At 71.2% G+C, this 12,709-nt stretch carries 13 protein-coding genes; 4 read left to right on the top strand and 9 right to left on the bottom strand.

The genetic code is table 11. From position 1 onward, the window contains the following. Positions 1 to 130 precede the first annotated feature (130 nt). The 5 genes from LHA35_RS08245 to LHA35_RS08225 all read right to left on the bottom strand — a co-directional run bounded on the left by LHA35_RS08245 (position 131) and on the right by LHA35_RS08225 (position 6,055). A complete protein-coding gene (locus tag LHA35_RS08245; protein ID WP_226606857.1) occupies positions 131 to 1,948 on the bottom strand; it encodes an ABC-F family ATP-binding cassette domain-containing protein in 1,818 nt (605 codons plus the stop codon). A gap of 33 nt (positions 1,949 to 1,981) precedes the next feature. Then, the gene (locus LHA35_RS08240) at positions 1,982 to 2,281 is read right to left on the bottom strand and encodes a type II toxin-antitoxin system Phd/YefM family antitoxin (RefSeq protein ID WP_226606855.1); all 300 of its coding nucleotides are present in this window, start codon (positions 2,279 to 2,281) and stop codon (positions 1,982 to 1,984) included. Positions 2,282 to 2,648: 367 nt separating this feature from the next. Then, positions 2,649 to 2,909: an acyl carrier protein gene (locus LHA35_RS08235; RefSeq protein ID WP_226606852.1), complete on the bottom strand. Its 261-nt coding sequence runs from the start codon at positions 2,907 to 2,909 to the stop codon at positions 2,649 to 2,651. Beyond that, positions 2,906 to 4,555 carry an AMP-binding protein gene (locus LHA35_RS08230; RefSeq protein WP_226606848.1) on the bottom strand — a complete coding sequence of 550 codons (1,650 nt, stop codon included), beginning with the start codon at positions 4,553 to 4,555 and terminating at the stop codon, positions 2,906 to 2,908. Before LHA35_RS08230 ends, LHA35_RS08235 begins: the two co-directional genes overlap by 4 nt. Positions 4,556 to 4,660: 105 nt before the next feature. Next, the gene (locus LHA35_RS08225; RefSeq protein WP_226606845.1) at positions 4,661 to 6,055 is read right to left on the bottom strand and encodes a carbohydrate porin; all 1,395 of its coding nucleotides are present in this window, start codon (positions 6,053 to 6,055) and stop codon (positions 4,661 to 4,663) included. 171 nt (positions 6,056 to 6,226) lie between these two features. On the opposite strand from LHA35_RS08225, the gene LHA35_RS08220 reads away from it, so the two are divergent. The 4 genes from LHA35_RS08220 to LHA35_RS08205 all read left to right on the top strand — a co-directional run bounded on the left by LHA35_RS08220 (position 6,227) and on the right by LHA35_RS08205 (position 8,183). Continuing rightward, positions 6,227 to 6,934, top strand: a complete 708-nt coding sequence (locus LHA35_RS08220) for an RraA family protein (RefSeq protein ID WP_226606843.1) — start codon at positions 6,227 to 6,229, stop codon at positions 6,932 to 6,934. 212 nt (positions 6,935 to 7,146) lie between these two features. Next, positions 7,147 to 7,296 carry a hypothetical protein gene (locus tag LHA35_RS08215; protein WP_226606841.1) on the top strand — a complete coding sequence of 50 codons (150 nt, stop codon included), beginning with the start codon at positions 7,147 to 7,149 and terminating at the stop codon, positions 7,294 to 7,296. A gap of 10 nt (positions 7,297 to 7,306) precedes the next feature. Continuing rightward, complete coding sequence (locus LHA35_RS08210; RefSeq protein WP_226606839.1) at positions 7,307 to 7,777, top strand: thioesterase family protein; 471 nt, start codon at positions 7,307 to 7,309, stop codon at positions 7,775 to 7,777. A 157-nt stretch (positions 7,778 to 7,934) separates the two neighbouring features. Beyond that, positions 7,935 to 8,183, top strand: a complete 249-nt coding sequence (locus LHA35_RS08205) for a hypothetical protein (RefSeq protein ID WP_226606837.1) — start codon at positions 7,935 to 7,937, stop codon at positions 8,181 to 8,183. Positions 8,184 to 8,236: 53 nt separating this feature from the next. Here the strand turns inward: LHA35_RS08205 and LHA35_RS08200 are convergent, their stop codons facing one another. The 4 genes from LHA35_RS08200 to LHA35_RS08185 all read right to left on the bottom strand — a co-directional run bounded on the left by LHA35_RS08200 (position 8,237) and on the right by LHA35_RS08185 (position 12,685). Continuing rightward, the gene (locus LHA35_RS08200; RefSeq protein WP_226606835.1) at positions 8,237 to 9,166 is read right to left on the bottom strand and encodes a 1-phosphofructokinase family hexose kinase; all 930 of its coding nucleotides are present in this window, start codon (positions 9,164 to 9,166) and stop codon (positions 8,237 to 8,239) included. 69 nt (positions 9,167 to 9,235) lie between these two features. After that, on the bottom strand, positions 9,236 to 10,390 hold the full coding sequence (locus LHA35_RS08195; RefSeq protein WP_226606833.1) for a zinc-binding dehydrogenase: 1,155 nt from the start codon (positions 10,388 to 10,390) through the stop codon (positions 9,236 to 9,238). Positions 10,391 to 10,488: 98 nt separating this feature from the next. Further along, a complete protein-coding gene (locus LHA35_RS08190) occupies positions 10,489 to 11,442 on the bottom strand; it encodes a bifunctional enoyl-CoA hydratase/phosphate acetyltransferase (RefSeq protein ID WP_264185425.1) in 954 nt (317 codons plus the stop codon). 52 nt (positions 11,443 to 11,494) lie between these two features. Beyond that, on the bottom strand, positions 11,495 to 12,685 hold the full coding sequence (locus LHA35_RS08185; protein WP_226606832.1) for an NADH:flavin oxidoreductase/NADH oxidase: 1,191 nt from the start codon (positions 12,683 to 12,685) through the stop codon (positions 11,495 to 11,497). Positions 12,686 to 12,709 lie beyond the last annotated feature (24 nt).

Below are 12,709 nucleotides of genomic sequence, written 5' to 3'. Positions count from 1 at the left end.
CAGGACCGTCGGCACCCTCTGGGATACCATCGGCAGTCTCCTCGACCGCTTCAGTCCGAGCGAGTGCGCCGCCTACTTCCAACACTGCGGCTATGCACAGTCAGGGCAATAAAGGTCTAGGAGCGGAGTATCACCCTGCCTCGATCTCCTCGCGCAGCATCTCCAGCTCCAGCCATTCCTCCTCGGCCGCCGCCAGCGCCGCCTCCTTCTCGGTCAGCGCCGCGGTGAAGCGCTCGAAGCGCGCGCGGTCGCGGCTGTACAGGTCGGGGGCGGCGAGGGCGCTGCGCAGGGTCTGGATCTCCTTCTCGAGCGCGGCCATGCGGCCGGGCAGGGTCTCCAGCGCATGCTGCTGCCTGAAGGTGAGCTTCCGCTTCGTGGCCGGAGGCGATGCAGCGGGCGCGGCAGCCGGCCTGGGCACAGCGGCAGGCTTCGCGGTATCGGTCGGCTTCGCCTCCACGCCGCGCCCGCGCTGCGCCACCATGTCGGTGTAGCCGCCGGCATATTCCTGCCAGCGCCCCTCGCCCTCGGCCACGATCACGCTGGTGCAGACGCGGTCGAGGAAGTCGCGGTCGTGGCTCACCACCAGCACCGTGCCCTGATAATCCGCCAGCAGCTCCTCCAGCAGATCCAGCGTCTCCAGGTCCAGGTCATTGGTCGGCTCGTCCAGCACCAGCAGGTTGCTGGGCTTGGCGAGCGCCCGGGCCAGCATCAGCCGCCCGCGCTCCCCGCCCGAAAGCACGCCGACCGCTGTCCGCGCCTGATCCGGCACGAAGAGGAAGTCCTTCATGTAGCCGATGACGTGCCGCCGCTGCCCGCCGACCTCCACCTGGTCGCCACGGCCGCCGGTCAGCGCCTCGGAGAGGCTGACCTCAGGATCAAGGCTTTCCCGCTTCTGGTCGAGCGTGACCATCTGCAAGCCGGTGCCGAGCCGCACGGTGCCCGTGTCCGGCTCCAGCATCCCGGTCAGCAGGTTCAGCAGCGTCGTCTTGCCTGCGCCGTTCGGCCCGACGATGCCGACCCGGTCGCGCCGCAGGATGCGCGTCGAGAAATCCTTCACCACCGGCGGGCCGCCATAGCCCTTGGTGACGCCCTCGGTCTGCGCCACCACCGTGCCGCTGCCTTCGCCCTCGCTGGCCGCCATGCGCACCGTGCCGGTCGCCTTCAACGCCTCCCGCCGCCGCTGGCGCAGCGCCGCCAGCTCCCCGACGCGGCGCATGTTGCGCTTGCGCCGGGCGGTCACGCCGTAGCGCATCCAGTGCTCCTCCCGCACGATCTTGCGGTCGAGCTTGTGCGCCTCGCGCTCCTCCTCCTCCAGCATCTGGTCCCGCCAGGCCTCGAATTCGGAAAAGCCCTTCTCCAGGCGGCGGGTCGTCCCGCGGTCCAGCCAGACCATGGCGCGGCTCAGCCGTTCCAGGAAACGGCGGTCGTGGCTGATGAGCACCAGCGCCCCGCGGAACCCGCGGAGTTCCTCCTCCAGCCAAGCGATCGCCGGAAGGTCGAGATGATTGGTCGGCTCATCCAGCAGCAGGATGTCGGGGGAGGGGGCGAGCGCCCGGGCGAGCGCCGCCCGCCGCGCCTCGCCGCCCGAAAGCCGCGCCGGCTCCTCCTCTCCGGTCAGGCCGAGCTGTTCCAGCAGCCAGCGCGCCCGGTGCGGGTCGTCGCTGGGGCCGAGCCCGGCCTCGACATGCTCCCAGACCGTGCGCGCCGGGCCGAAATCCGGCTCCTGCGGCAGGCTGCGCAGCGTGGCGCAGGGCTGCAGGAAGCGCGTGCCGCTCTCCGGCTGCACCTCTCCGGCCGCGACCCGCAGCAGGGTCGATTTGCCGGAGCCGTTGCGACCGACGAGGGCCACCCGCTCCCCGGCGCCGACCGAAAGGGTCGCGCCGGTCAGCAGCGGCGTGGTGCCGAGATGCAGGTGGATGTCCTGGAGGATCAGAAGGGGCGGGGCCATGCGACGGGAGAGGGGGGCGGGCCGCCCCCGGCGTCAATCCCCCTCGGGCTCGCCGGGGCGGTCCCGGTCCATGTCGATCACCGGCGGGCGGGCGATCGCCAGCCAGACCCGCCGCCAGATATCGAGCGGCAGCAGCACGAAGGCCTCCGAGCCATGCCGGGTGAGCACCACCGGGCCGCCCACGGCGTGGTCGATCAGCTTCGGCACCGCCGCCTCGATCAGCGCCATGTCGAGGCGCGGCTGGCCTTCTAGCCCGGGCGCCGGCTCATCGACTGCACCCGAGGTGATCGGCTCATCCTGCTCTTTCCGCCAGCCGGCCATACCCGCTGCCATCCCTCGTCGCCACCGGGCAGCCTGCCGCGGTGGGGAAAAGCCTATAGCAGATCGCCCCGGTGCCGCAGGCGTGGCGCGGCGCACGGGCGGTCGAAATCCAGGGAGGTGGGCCCGGCAGGCAGACGTCCACAGCCTTTCCCCCCACCATGATCCCGGACGCCATCAGGCGCCGCGCCGGCCCCGCTGCCGCGCCCGGGAACCGAATTCCTGGCCTGCTGGAGGTGCGATCGCGCGCAGGCGAAGCGTCGCCCGGCCGCGGGCGGGCGGGCAGCCAATGGCCGGAAGCAGCAGGAGGCAGATGTTCATGCCGGTGCGGGGCAGGGGCATGCGGTCGGTCCCGGGTTGATGCCGCAGAACCGGTTCCGCGTCACCCGGGCTCAGCGCCCGCCAAGGCCACCGCCCGCACCAGCGCCGCCAGATCGGCAATGCTCCGCAGCCCATCCAGCGCCGCCGCCTCCAGCCGGATGCCGAAGCGGGCCTCGGTGCGCAGGATGATCTCGACATGCCGGAGGCTGTCCCAGCCATCCAGGTCGGCCGCCGTCCAGCCAGGGTCCAGGATGAGGGAGGGGCGATGGAACACCTCCTGGAACACGGCGGTGAGGCCGTCCATCACATCGTTCTCGGTCATGCGGCCTCGGCCAGGTATTTCGCCAGGTTTTGCGCGCGGCTGAGCTTGCCGCTGGTGGTCTTCACCAGCCAGCCGGGCGGGCGCAGCGCGGCGATGGCGCCGGAGAGCCCGGTCGCCGCCTCGATCGCCGCCCGCAGCGCGCGCTGCAGGTCCCGGCGGGCCGCCCCATCGGTCAGCGGCGTCTCGGCCAGCAGGACGAGATCCTCGCTGCCGCTTGCCGGATTCGGCAGGCCGAGCGCCACGACGCGCCCGGGATGCACGCCGGGCACCTCATGCGCGATCGCCTCCAGGTCCGGGGCATAGAGGGTGCGGCCGTTCAGGATGATCACCTCCTTGCGGCGGCCGGTGATGTACAACTCACCCCCGACCAGCACCCCAAGGTCGCCGGTCCGGTACCAGCCCTCCGTGAAGGCGGCCGCACTCGCCTCCGGCTCGCCCTGCCAGCCGGAAAAGACACAATCGCCGCGCACCGCGACCTCGCCAACCGCGCCTTCCGGCAGCGGCCGGCCCCTGGCGTCCAGGATGCGCACGGACAGCCCGTCTATCGGCTGGCCCACGGAGAGCAAGGACTTCGCCGCCTCGCCCGGCGCGGCCGTCCGGGCCTCGCCCGATGCCAGCGCCGCGGCGGAGAGCAGGAGACGCGGTGCGGGAGAGCCGGGCGGCGTCTGCGTCACCGCAAAGACGGTTTCCGCCATGGCGTAGCAGCACTGCAATTGCGCCGGCGTCACCCCGCAATCGGCATAGGCAGCGGCGAAGCGGTCGAAGCTTTCCGTGCGGCAGACCTCAGAGCAGTTGATGAAGGCGCGAAGGGAGGAGAGGTCATGCCGCTCCTCCGGCCGGTGCATGCGCGCCAGATACTCGAAGGCGAAATTCGGCAACCAGCACCAGCGCGCGCGATGCGCCGCGATCGCCGCCGGCAGCATGCCCGGCCGCGCCACCCATTCGAAGGCGTCCAGGCTGACCACCGCGCCGTCCTTGAGCAGCGGCAGCAGGAAGCAGGCGACCAGCCCCATATCGTGGTAGAGCGGCAGCCAGCTCGCTACCACATCGCCCGCCTCGAAGCCGATCGCCGCGGCATGGGCCTCGACCTGCGTCAGGATTGCGGCATGGCTCAGCGCCACGCCCTTCCGCAGGCCGGTCGTGCCGGAACTGTGCTGCAGCAGGGCAATCTCGCCGCCGCCGCCCTCGTGCCACCGGGCCAGCGGGGGCGCCGACGCCTCCTCGCCCAGGATGCGCAACCGGTAGGGCAGATCCGGGATCATGGCCCGCAGCGTCGCGGCATTCTCCGGATAGGTGACGACGCAGGCGGCACGGATACGGCGCAGCAGCGCGTCATGGCCCTGCCAGAAGAGCCGGGCGTCCTGCTTCGGCGTCGGAAAGGGCAGGAAGGCGGGCACGCAGCCGGCCATCATGGCGCCGAGGAAGGCGGTGTAGAGCGCCGGCTCGTGGCGGAGCATCAGGATCACGGTCTCGCCCGGCCGGCAGCCATCCGCGGCCAGCAACCCGGCCCAGCGCGCGGCGCCGGCGGCGAGCGCCGCATTCGTCAGCACCTCGGTGCGCCCGCCCTGGACGACATGGGCGAAGGGCGCCCCGGGCGCGGCCGCCAACCGGCGCCGGAGCGCATCGAGAAGGGACGGACCTGGCATGCCGCCCAACAACCGGACAAGCATGACCAGAAACTTGAGGGGGGGGGGCGCCGCGCCCTTGAACCTCCCGCTGTTGGGTGGGCGACCCCGGACCCGGCCCGGCCCTCAGAAGGCCGTATGCAAACGCAGTGCGAAGATGGGCACCGGGCCGCGATCGGCGTTGTAGGCCGGGTTCACCACAAGCTGGGCATTGGCCGCCAGGTTCACGCCCGGCGCGAGGCGCCAGTCGTAATAGGTCTCCACCGTCGCCTCCGGCGCATAGTTCAGCCGGCCGTCGCCGGTGATGAAGCCGATGCCGCCCGCCTCCAGGTACCGGCGCCGCCCGCCGGAGATCCAGCCAAGATTGACACCAAGTCCGGCCGTGTCGCCCGGCCGGTCCCAGCGCGTGCCGTCCAGGGACAGGCCGGCCGAGACCGCCCGGTCCATCTCCGTGAACATCCAGTTCTGGGTGCGGCCGTCATTCCAGGACAGGCGGGCGAAGACGCCGATCCCGTCCGCCACCTCCTGCTCCGCATTCAGCGCCAGCATGTGCTTGCCGCGATAGCCGACCGGGTTCTTGTTGAAACTCTCGAAGCCGTTCCGGAACAGCTCGTTCCATTGCGACTGCCGCGCCTGCGAGAAGCCATAGAGGAACCGCACCGCGCCCGGCCGGTCGGCCAGGCGATAGAACCGGTCCACCTGGCCGATCACCTGGAAACCGCGGGTGGGAGAGGGATCGAGGAACAGCCCGTTCGCTTCCCGCGCCACCCGGAAGGCGCCGCCCCGCAGGCCCCAGGCGCCGTTCTCCCATTCCACCGCAGCGCCCTCGGTCCAGCCGCGGGCATCGGCGGCGAAGTCGAAGGCGCCGGCGCCGACCAGGGCCCAGCCGAGGAATTGGGTCCGCGCGTCATGCGCGTAAAGATTGTCGTCGAAAATGTCCCAGACCGAGAATTTACCGAGGGTGATGGTCAGCCGCTCGCGCGGCCGGGCGGTGCCGAAGCGCAGGGGATCGGGGTCCTCCACCGTGTCGGCCGAGAGCGCGATGGTCTGGCGGAAGAAGGCGCGCGGCACGAAGAAGCTCGGTTCCGCGCTGCCGAGGCGAAAGGCCTCGTTGTTCGGGAAATTTGCGACGCCAACCGAGTTCGAGAGCCCGAAGCCGCGAGTCACCGAGGCATCGATGATGACCTCCGCCCCCTGCCAGAGCTGCCGGCCGATGACGAGGTCGGTTGAGAGGGTGTTCCGCGCATTGGCGACATCCTTGAGGCTGCCCGCGCCGCGATAGGGAGAGCGGAAGGCCGGATGCCCCTGCAGGATGAAGGTCGCCTGGCCGCGGAGCATCCAGCCCTGCTCCTCCAGCCGGTCCTGCAGCGCCGCCAGATCGGGGAAGAGCGCGGCTTCGGGCGGCCCGATATTGGCGACCGCGGCGCTGCCATAACCCTGCGCTGCCACCGCCCCGGGCGCGAGAAGCCCGAGCAGCAGCGCCCCCCGTACCACCATCGCTTGCGCCCAGCGCCACCCCATGCCCTGCCCCCCTGTCCTTCGGGATGGCAGTACGGGCAGACCGGGGGCGGCGGCAATCACCGGTCGGCGCATGTCGCGGAACCGTCACGCGCTCTTCGTCCCGCCGCATGGGGGGGTTTACCGGCGGCCCCGGCTCACCGATCCTTCCCCCCTCCCGGGAGGATACCCATCATGGCCGAACGCCCCTTCACCCGCGCGGATCTGGATCTTCTGCGGCGCTGGGATACGCCCACCATCTGCAACGCGCTGGAACTGGTGGTGCCGGCCCGGCGCGGCCGCGGCTTCACCCTGCACCCCTTCGTCTGCGCCGATCCCTCCCTGCCGCCGATCTGCGGCTTGGCCCGTACCGGCCAGATCCGGGCCGCAGCCCCCTCCGGCCGCAGCAAGGAGCAGGACCGGGAGGCGCGCATCGGCTGGTACGAATACGTGGCGGATGCCGACCTGCCGACCATCGTGGTGATCGAGGACCTGGACGACAGCCCGGGCTTCGGCGCCTTCTGGGGCGAGGTGAACAGCAACGTCCACAAGGGCCTCGGCTGCCAGGGCTGCGTCACCAGCGGTTCCTTCCGGGATCTCGACATGCTGGCGCCGGGCTTCCAGATCATCGGCGGCATGGTGAATCCGAGCCATGCGCATGTGCACATGGTGGATTTCGGCCGCGAGGTGATGGTGCACGGCATGCCGGTGCTGCATGACGACGTGATCCACGCCGACCGCCACGGGGCTGTGGTGATCCCGGCCGAGGCGGTGCGGCAGCTTCCGGCCGCCATCGATCTCTGCGCCCGGCGCGAGGCGGTGATCCTGGAGATGGCGAAGCGCGACGATTTCGACATCCACAAGCTGAAGGACGCGCTCTCCAGGGCGGACGAGATCCACTGAGGCGCGCGGTTCTCGCGCTGCTGCCGGTCCTGCCGGCCGCCGCGGCGGGGTGGACCGAGGCGCTGCCGGCGCTCGCCCCGGCGCTGCGGGCCTGCCTCGCCGGTGCGCCGGCAGGCTTCGCGCTGGGCGCCGAGCCGGCGGCCGAGGGGGCGGTCACCATCCGCCTGTGGCGGGACGGTGCTGCGGAGGAATGCCTGGCCGAGGGAGAGCGGGTGCTGCAGCGGGAGGCGGTGCCGGGCGCGGCGCCGCCCGAATCCGCCGCGCCGGCCTTCTTCCTGGAGCGACGCTGCGTCGATGCAAGGCGGGTGGATGCGCCGGATGGCCGGGTGCTTGGCTGGCTGGCCTATCCGGCCTGTGGATGATGGAGCACCAATGCCGGACGAGACCGTGACGACTGCCGCCCTGCCGCCGCCGCTCGCGGTGGTCCGCCCCGAATGGGTGGACAACAACGGCCATATGAATATGGGCTTTTACATGGTCGTGTTCGACATCGCGACCGACCAGCTCTGGCCCAGTCTCGGCCTCGGTGCCCCCTTCCGTGCCCGCAACCTCGGCACCTTCGCCGCCGAGGCCTGGGTAAGCTATGTGCGGGAGGTGCATGAGGGCATGCCACTGTCCTGCACCAATGAGGTGCTGGGCTATGACTCCAAGCGCCTGCTCGCGGTGCACCGCATGCACCATGCGACCGAGGGCTGGCTCGCCGCGGAGAACGAGGTGCTCTATCTCTGCGTCGATCTCGGCCTGCGGCGCGTCACGACCTGGCCGGAGGATGTGCTGGAGCGCTTCGCTGCGCGCAGCACCGGCCGACCGGCCAGGCGCCTGGCGCTGAAGCGGCGGGAGTGATCGCAGTCACGTGAGCTTGCGCGCTCCGGTTTGAATTCCGCCCCGTCCACCCCCAGAGTCCGGATAGGGTGGCGAGCGGTTGGGCCTTGCCGCGGGACATTGGGCGGGCCCTCTCGGGCCCGATGCCCGGCCTCGTCGCCCGGGAGCGCGTGGAGCGATGACCGGCGACCTTGATATCTGCGCGCGGCTGACCTGTCCGCAGTGTGGCGCAACCGGCACCGGCTTCTGGCGGAAGGATGCGTTGCGCGGCCAGGGGCGGGAATTGCTCGGGCTGACACGCGGCTTTGCCCGCCGGCCCGGCGACCGGCGGGTCGATCCCTGCATCCACTGCGTGTCCTGCCATGTTCCGGCGCGCGAGGCGCCCTATGAATGCGAGCATTCCGGTGCCTGGGAGGCCCTGAAATAGCGCCCTGCCGGCGGGTGCGCCTGCGGACGCCGGGCTGCCCACTCACCCCCTTGCTACACCGCCCCGATCTGGCGCCGCAGCGCCTCCACATCCTCCCGCCGCGGCTGCGCCGTGCCCGGGCGCATCACCGCCGCGGCGCCGCAGGCCATGCCCCAGGCGAAGGCCTCGCGTGGGCTCTCGCCCTGGGACAGTTTCAGCACCATGGCGGCGAGGAAGCTGTCCCCCGCGCCCACGGCGCCAAGCGCCGGCACATCCAGCGCGCGCAGCCGCAGCACGCCGTCCTTCTCCGCCAGCAGCGCGCCCTCATGCCCGAGCGAGACGGCGATCAGCTCCGCCGCGCCCTGCCGCACCAGCTCCTGCGCCGCCTGGTTCTGCTGCCGCGGCGTGTTCAGGGGGCGTCCGACCAGCGTCTCGAATTCGCCGCGGCTCGGCTTGATCAGCGCGAGACGATGGCCGAGCGCGGCCTTGAGCGGCGAGCCGGAGGTGTCGAGCACGTAGTGCCGCCCCTGGTGCGCGGCGAGATCCGCGGCCTGCGCGTAGAAATCATCGGGCACGCCGGGCGGCAGGCTGCCGCTGGCCACCACCCAGTCGCCCGGCTCCGCCTCCAGCGCCGCAAGCGTGGCACGCCATTCCTCCTCCGACACCTTCGGCCCCTCCGGCACGAAGCGGAATTCGTGCCGGGCCGAGAGGTCGTTCACCGTATGGCTCATCCGCGTGCGGCCGGCGATAGGGATGCTGTGGCGGGGCACGCCCTGGGCATCGAGCAACTCCTCCAGCAGCGAACCCGCCAGACCTCCGGCGAGGATGATGGCGAGCGTCTCCCCGCCCAGCTCATGCACCACGCGCGAGACATTGACCCCACCCCCGCCGGGGTCGAAGCGTTCGTTTCGCGTCCGCGTCTTGCGGACGGCGCGGACCATCTCCGCCTCCGCGGCGATGTCGACGGTGGGGTTCAGGGTGAGCGTGACGATGCGGCCGGACATGCGGCAAGAAGCTAGGGGCAGGGCGCTGCGAGGGCCAACGAAAAAGGGCGCGGACCGGGGTCCCCGCGATCAGGCCTCCAGCAGTTCGGGGAAGGGCACGATGGTGCTCTTCACCGTCCGCATCGCCATGGCATCCGCGACGGCGCGGGAGACGCCATCGGCGTCGAAGGGGTAGATCGTCTGCATCTCGTACCAGGGATACCGGTCCCGTGCGTGGTTCAGCATCTGCACGCCGAGCGCCAGGTCATTCGCCGTGAAGGCCCAGGACCCCATGATGGTGATGTCCTTGGCGACGAAGCGGTGCCAGTTGGTCATGATGGAGCCGGCATCGGTGAACTGGCCCATCTCGATATAGAAGCCGGAATCCCGCAGCATCTCGATGCCCTCCGGCCCCGCGGCCGGGTGGCCGGTGCAGTCCATGATGAGGTCGGCGCCGTAGCCGCCGACGATCTCCCGCACGCGGGCGATGCGCGCCTCGGCGGTGGCGTGTTCCTCGATGTTCACCGTCGCCTCGGCGCCGAATTTCCGGGCGAGCGCCAGGCGCGGCGCCTCCGGCGCGCCGACTGCGATGACGCGGCCCGCGCCCATCTCCCGCGCCGCCGCGATGGCCAGGATGCCGATCGGCCCGGTGCCCTGGATGACGACCGTGTCGCCCCATCTGAACCCGCCCATGCGCTGGGCGCGGGCGAAGCCGCGGATGCAGGAGGTCAGCGGCTCCGACAACGCCCCGAGCCGCAGCGGCATGTCATCCGGCAGCTTGTAGATCTTGGTGCCCGGCAGGTCCTCGAGGTCCACATAGACATATTCCGCCCAGCCGCCCCAGAGATGTGGCGGCTTGTCGAAGCCGAGATAGCGGCCGTAATAGACCGGTGTCTGGCAGCGGTTCGCGCTCTCGGGGTAGTGCTTGCAGTAGTAGCAGGACCCGCAGGGCATGAAGGGCGGGATCATGATCTTGGAGCCGACCGTGATGGGCAGGTCCATCCAGTCGGTCTTCAGATCCGGCCCGATCTCCCGCACGATCCCGGTCATCTCATGGCCCAAGGTGAAGGGCCAGGGCAGGGGCTTCGGCCAGTGGCCCTTCAGGATGTGCAGGTCGGTGCCGCAGACGCCGCAGGCGCCGATCTGGATGAGCGCGGATTTGCGGCCAATCCTGGGCCAGGGGACCTCCCGGATCTCGGGCGGGGCGCCCGGGCAGGCGAAGGTGGCGACGCGGATATTCCTCATGGGCGTTCTCCCTGTCCCGCCAAGTTAGAGCAGATCGCGGACGGGCGTGAACGCCTGGGAGCGTGAAGCTGCTCCAGCCTGGCGGGCAGGGGGGACGCTCAATCCGCCCCGTGCTTGGTCACCCGCATCCCGACCGCCAGCTTCATGACGGCGCAGGACGCAAGGCGGGCCCGCGGCCCCTCCGCCCGGCTGGTCAGCGCGATCGGCACCCGAGCGCCGACGACGAGGCCGGCGCTCTCGGCCCCCGCCAGGTATTGCAGTTGCTTCGCCAGCATGTTGCCGGCCGTCAGATCCGGCACCAGCAGGATGTCCGGGTCGCCGGCCACCGGGCTTTCCAGGTGCTTGGAAGCCGCTGCGTCCCGGCTGATGGCATTGTCGAAGGCGAGCGGCCCGTCGACGATCCCGCCCTCGATCTGGCCGCGATCCGCCATCTTGGAGAGGGCCGCGGCATCCAGCGTCGCGGGCTGCTTCGGGGTCACGACCTCGACCGCCGCCAGTACCGCCACCTTCGGCCGGGCGATGCCGAGGGCGCGGCAGAGATCGATGGCGTTGCGCGCGATATCGGCCTTGGTCTCGAGGTCCGGTTCGATATTGATGGCGGCGTCCGTCACCACCAGGGGCTTGTGGTAGCGCGGAACGTCCAGGATGAAGCAGTGGCTGATGCGGCGTTCCGTCCGCAGCCCGCCCTCGCGCGAGACAACCGCCGCCATCAACTCATCCGTGTGCAGCGCCCCCTTCAGCAGCGCGCCCGCGCGTCCCTCCCGCACCAGGGCAACGGCGCGCTCGGCGGCGGCGTGGCTGTGTGGCACGTCCTCGATGAGGGCGCCGGCGAGGTCGATGCCGGCCTGCGCCGCCGCCGAGCGGATTCGCGCGGCAGGACCGACCAGGATGGGCAGGATCAGCCCGGCCTCGGCCGCCTCCATCGCGCCTTCGAGGCTCGCGGCATCCACCGGGTGGACCACCGCACAGGGCAGGGCGGGACCGGCGGCGGCGGCGCGGGCGACAAGCCGCTGCAGCTTGTCTTCCGCCGTGTTGTGCGGCGCGTCATTCATGCCGAAGGCCTAGCGCGAAGCGGGGGCGGTGCGCCACCCCCCGGCGCACCCCTCAGGCGGCCCTCCAGGGCCCGAGCTTCGAGAGCGAACCCTGCCGGACGTTCAGCCACCAGCCATGCTGCTTCGGCCAGGCCTCATAGGCCGGGCCGCCCAGCAGCGTGGCGGCGGCATGCTGCGGCCAGTTCGGGTCCTCCAGCGCCTGGCGGCCGATCGCGATCAGGTCCGCGCCGCCCTCATCCAGCACCTGCTGTGCCTGATGGGGGTCCACGATCAGCCCGACGGCCATGGTGGCAATGCCCGCCTGTTCGCGGATCGCCCTGGCATAGGGTACCTGGAAGCCGTAGGTGCGCGGCGGTCCCTTGGCGGCCGTCGCGCTGCCGGCGATGCCGCCGGAGGAGCAATCGACCACATCCACGCCCACCGCCTTCAGCGCCCGAGCGAAGCCGATCTGGTCCTCCAGCGTCAGCCCGCCCTCGGCGCCATCGACCGAGGAGATGCGGACGAAGACCGGCCTGTCCGCCGGCCAGACCTCCCGCACCCCGCGGGCGATCTCCAGCGGCAGGCGCTGCCGCCCCGCCGCGTCGCCGCCATAGGCGTCGTTCCGCCGGTTGGTGATGGGAGAGAGGAAGCTGGCCAGCAGGTAGCCATGCGCCATGTGGATCTCGACCACCTCGAAGCCGGCGTCGCGGGCGCGCACGGCCCCGGCGATGAAGGCATCCCGGATCCGGGCGAGCCCGGCCTCGTCCAGCGCGCGCGGCATCAGCCAGCCCTCGTCGAGCGGGATGGCCGAGGGCGCCACGATCTCCCAGGGATGGTCGCCGCGGGCCAGGTCCTCGGCGCCGAGCGGGTCGTTGCCGTACCAGGGGCGCTGCATGCTGGCCTTGCGCCCGGCATGGCCGAGCTGGATGCCCGGCACCGCCCCCTGGGATTTCATGAAGGCGGCGATCGGCGCGAGCGCCCTGGCATGCGCATCCGACCAGATGCCGAGATCGCCATGGGTGATGCGGCCCTCGGGTGAGACCGCCGTCGCCTCGATGATGACGAGGCCGGCACCACCGACCGCGAAGCGGCCGTACTGCACCATGTGCCAGGGTTGGGCGATGCCGTTTTCGGCCGAGTACTGGCACATCGGCGGGACGGCAATGCGGTTGCGGAAGGTGGTGCCGCGCAGGGTGACGGGTTCGATCAGGCTCGGCATGGGCTTTCCATGGACGGTGTTGGCGCGGAGTGTGCCCCGCGCCATGCCCTCCGCCTAGAGCGGATCGCG

Source organism: Roseicella aerolata, from assembly GCF_020523605.1.
GTDB classification, from domain to species: Bacteria; Pseudomonadota; Alphaproteobacteria; order Acetobacterales; family Acetobacteraceae; genus Paracraurococcus; species Paracraurococcus aerolatus.
Note: the sequence above shows the minus strand (reverse complement) of the source record. Positions and strands in the feature narration are given on the sequence as shown.

Excerpts from the sequence above, each read along its gene's own strand:
- LHA35_RS08245 (WP_226606857.1), bottom strand. The coding sequence starts at position 1,948 with ATGGCCCCGCCCCTTCTGATCCTCCAGGACATCCACCTGCATCTCGGC.
- LHA35_RS08240 (WP_226606855.1), bottom strand. The coding sequence starts at position 2,281 with ATGGCAGCGGGTATGGCCGGCTGGCGGAAAGAGCAGGATGAGCCGATC.
- LHA35_RS08235 (WP_226606852.1), bottom strand. The coding sequence starts at position 2,909 with ATGACCGAGAACGATGTGATGGACGGCCTCACCGCCGTGTTCCAGGAG.
- LHA35_RS08230 (WP_226606848.1), bottom strand. The coding sequence starts at position 4,555 with ATGCCAGGTCCGTCCCTTCTCGATGCGCTCCGGCGCCGGTTGGCGGCC.
- LHA35_RS08225 (WP_226606845.1), bottom strand. The coding sequence starts at position 6,055 with ATGGGGTGGCGCTGGGCGCAAGCGATGGTGGTACGGGGGGCGCTGCTG.
- LHA35_RS08220 (WP_226606843.1), top strand. The coding sequence starts at position 6,227 with ATGGCCGAACGCCCCTTCACCCGCGCGGATCTGGATCTTCTGCGGCGC.
- LHA35_RS08210 (WP_226606839.1), top strand. The coding sequence starts at position 7,307 with ATGCCGGACGAGACCGTGACGACTGCCGCCCTGCCGCCGCCGCTCGCG.
- LHA35_RS08205 (WP_226606837.1), top strand. The coding sequence starts at position 7,935 with ATGACCGGCGACCTTGATATCTGCGCGCGGCTGACCTGTCCGCAGTGT.
- LHA35_RS08200 (WP_226606835.1), bottom strand. The coding sequence starts at position 9,166 with ATGTCCGGCCGCATCGTCACGCTCACCCTGAACCCCACCGTCGACATC.
- LHA35_RS08195 (WP_226606833.1), bottom strand. The coding sequence starts at position 10,390 with ATGAGGAATATCCGCGTCGCCACCTTCGCCTGCCCGGGCGCCCCGCCC.
- LHA35_RS08190 (WP_264185425.1), bottom strand. The coding sequence starts at position 11,442 with ATGAATGACGCGCCGCACAACACGGCGGAAGACAAGCTGCAGCGGCTT.
- LHA35_RS08185 (WP_226606832.1), bottom strand. The coding sequence starts at position 12,685 with ATGGCGCGGGGCACACTCCGCGCCAACACCGTCCATGGAAAGCCCATG.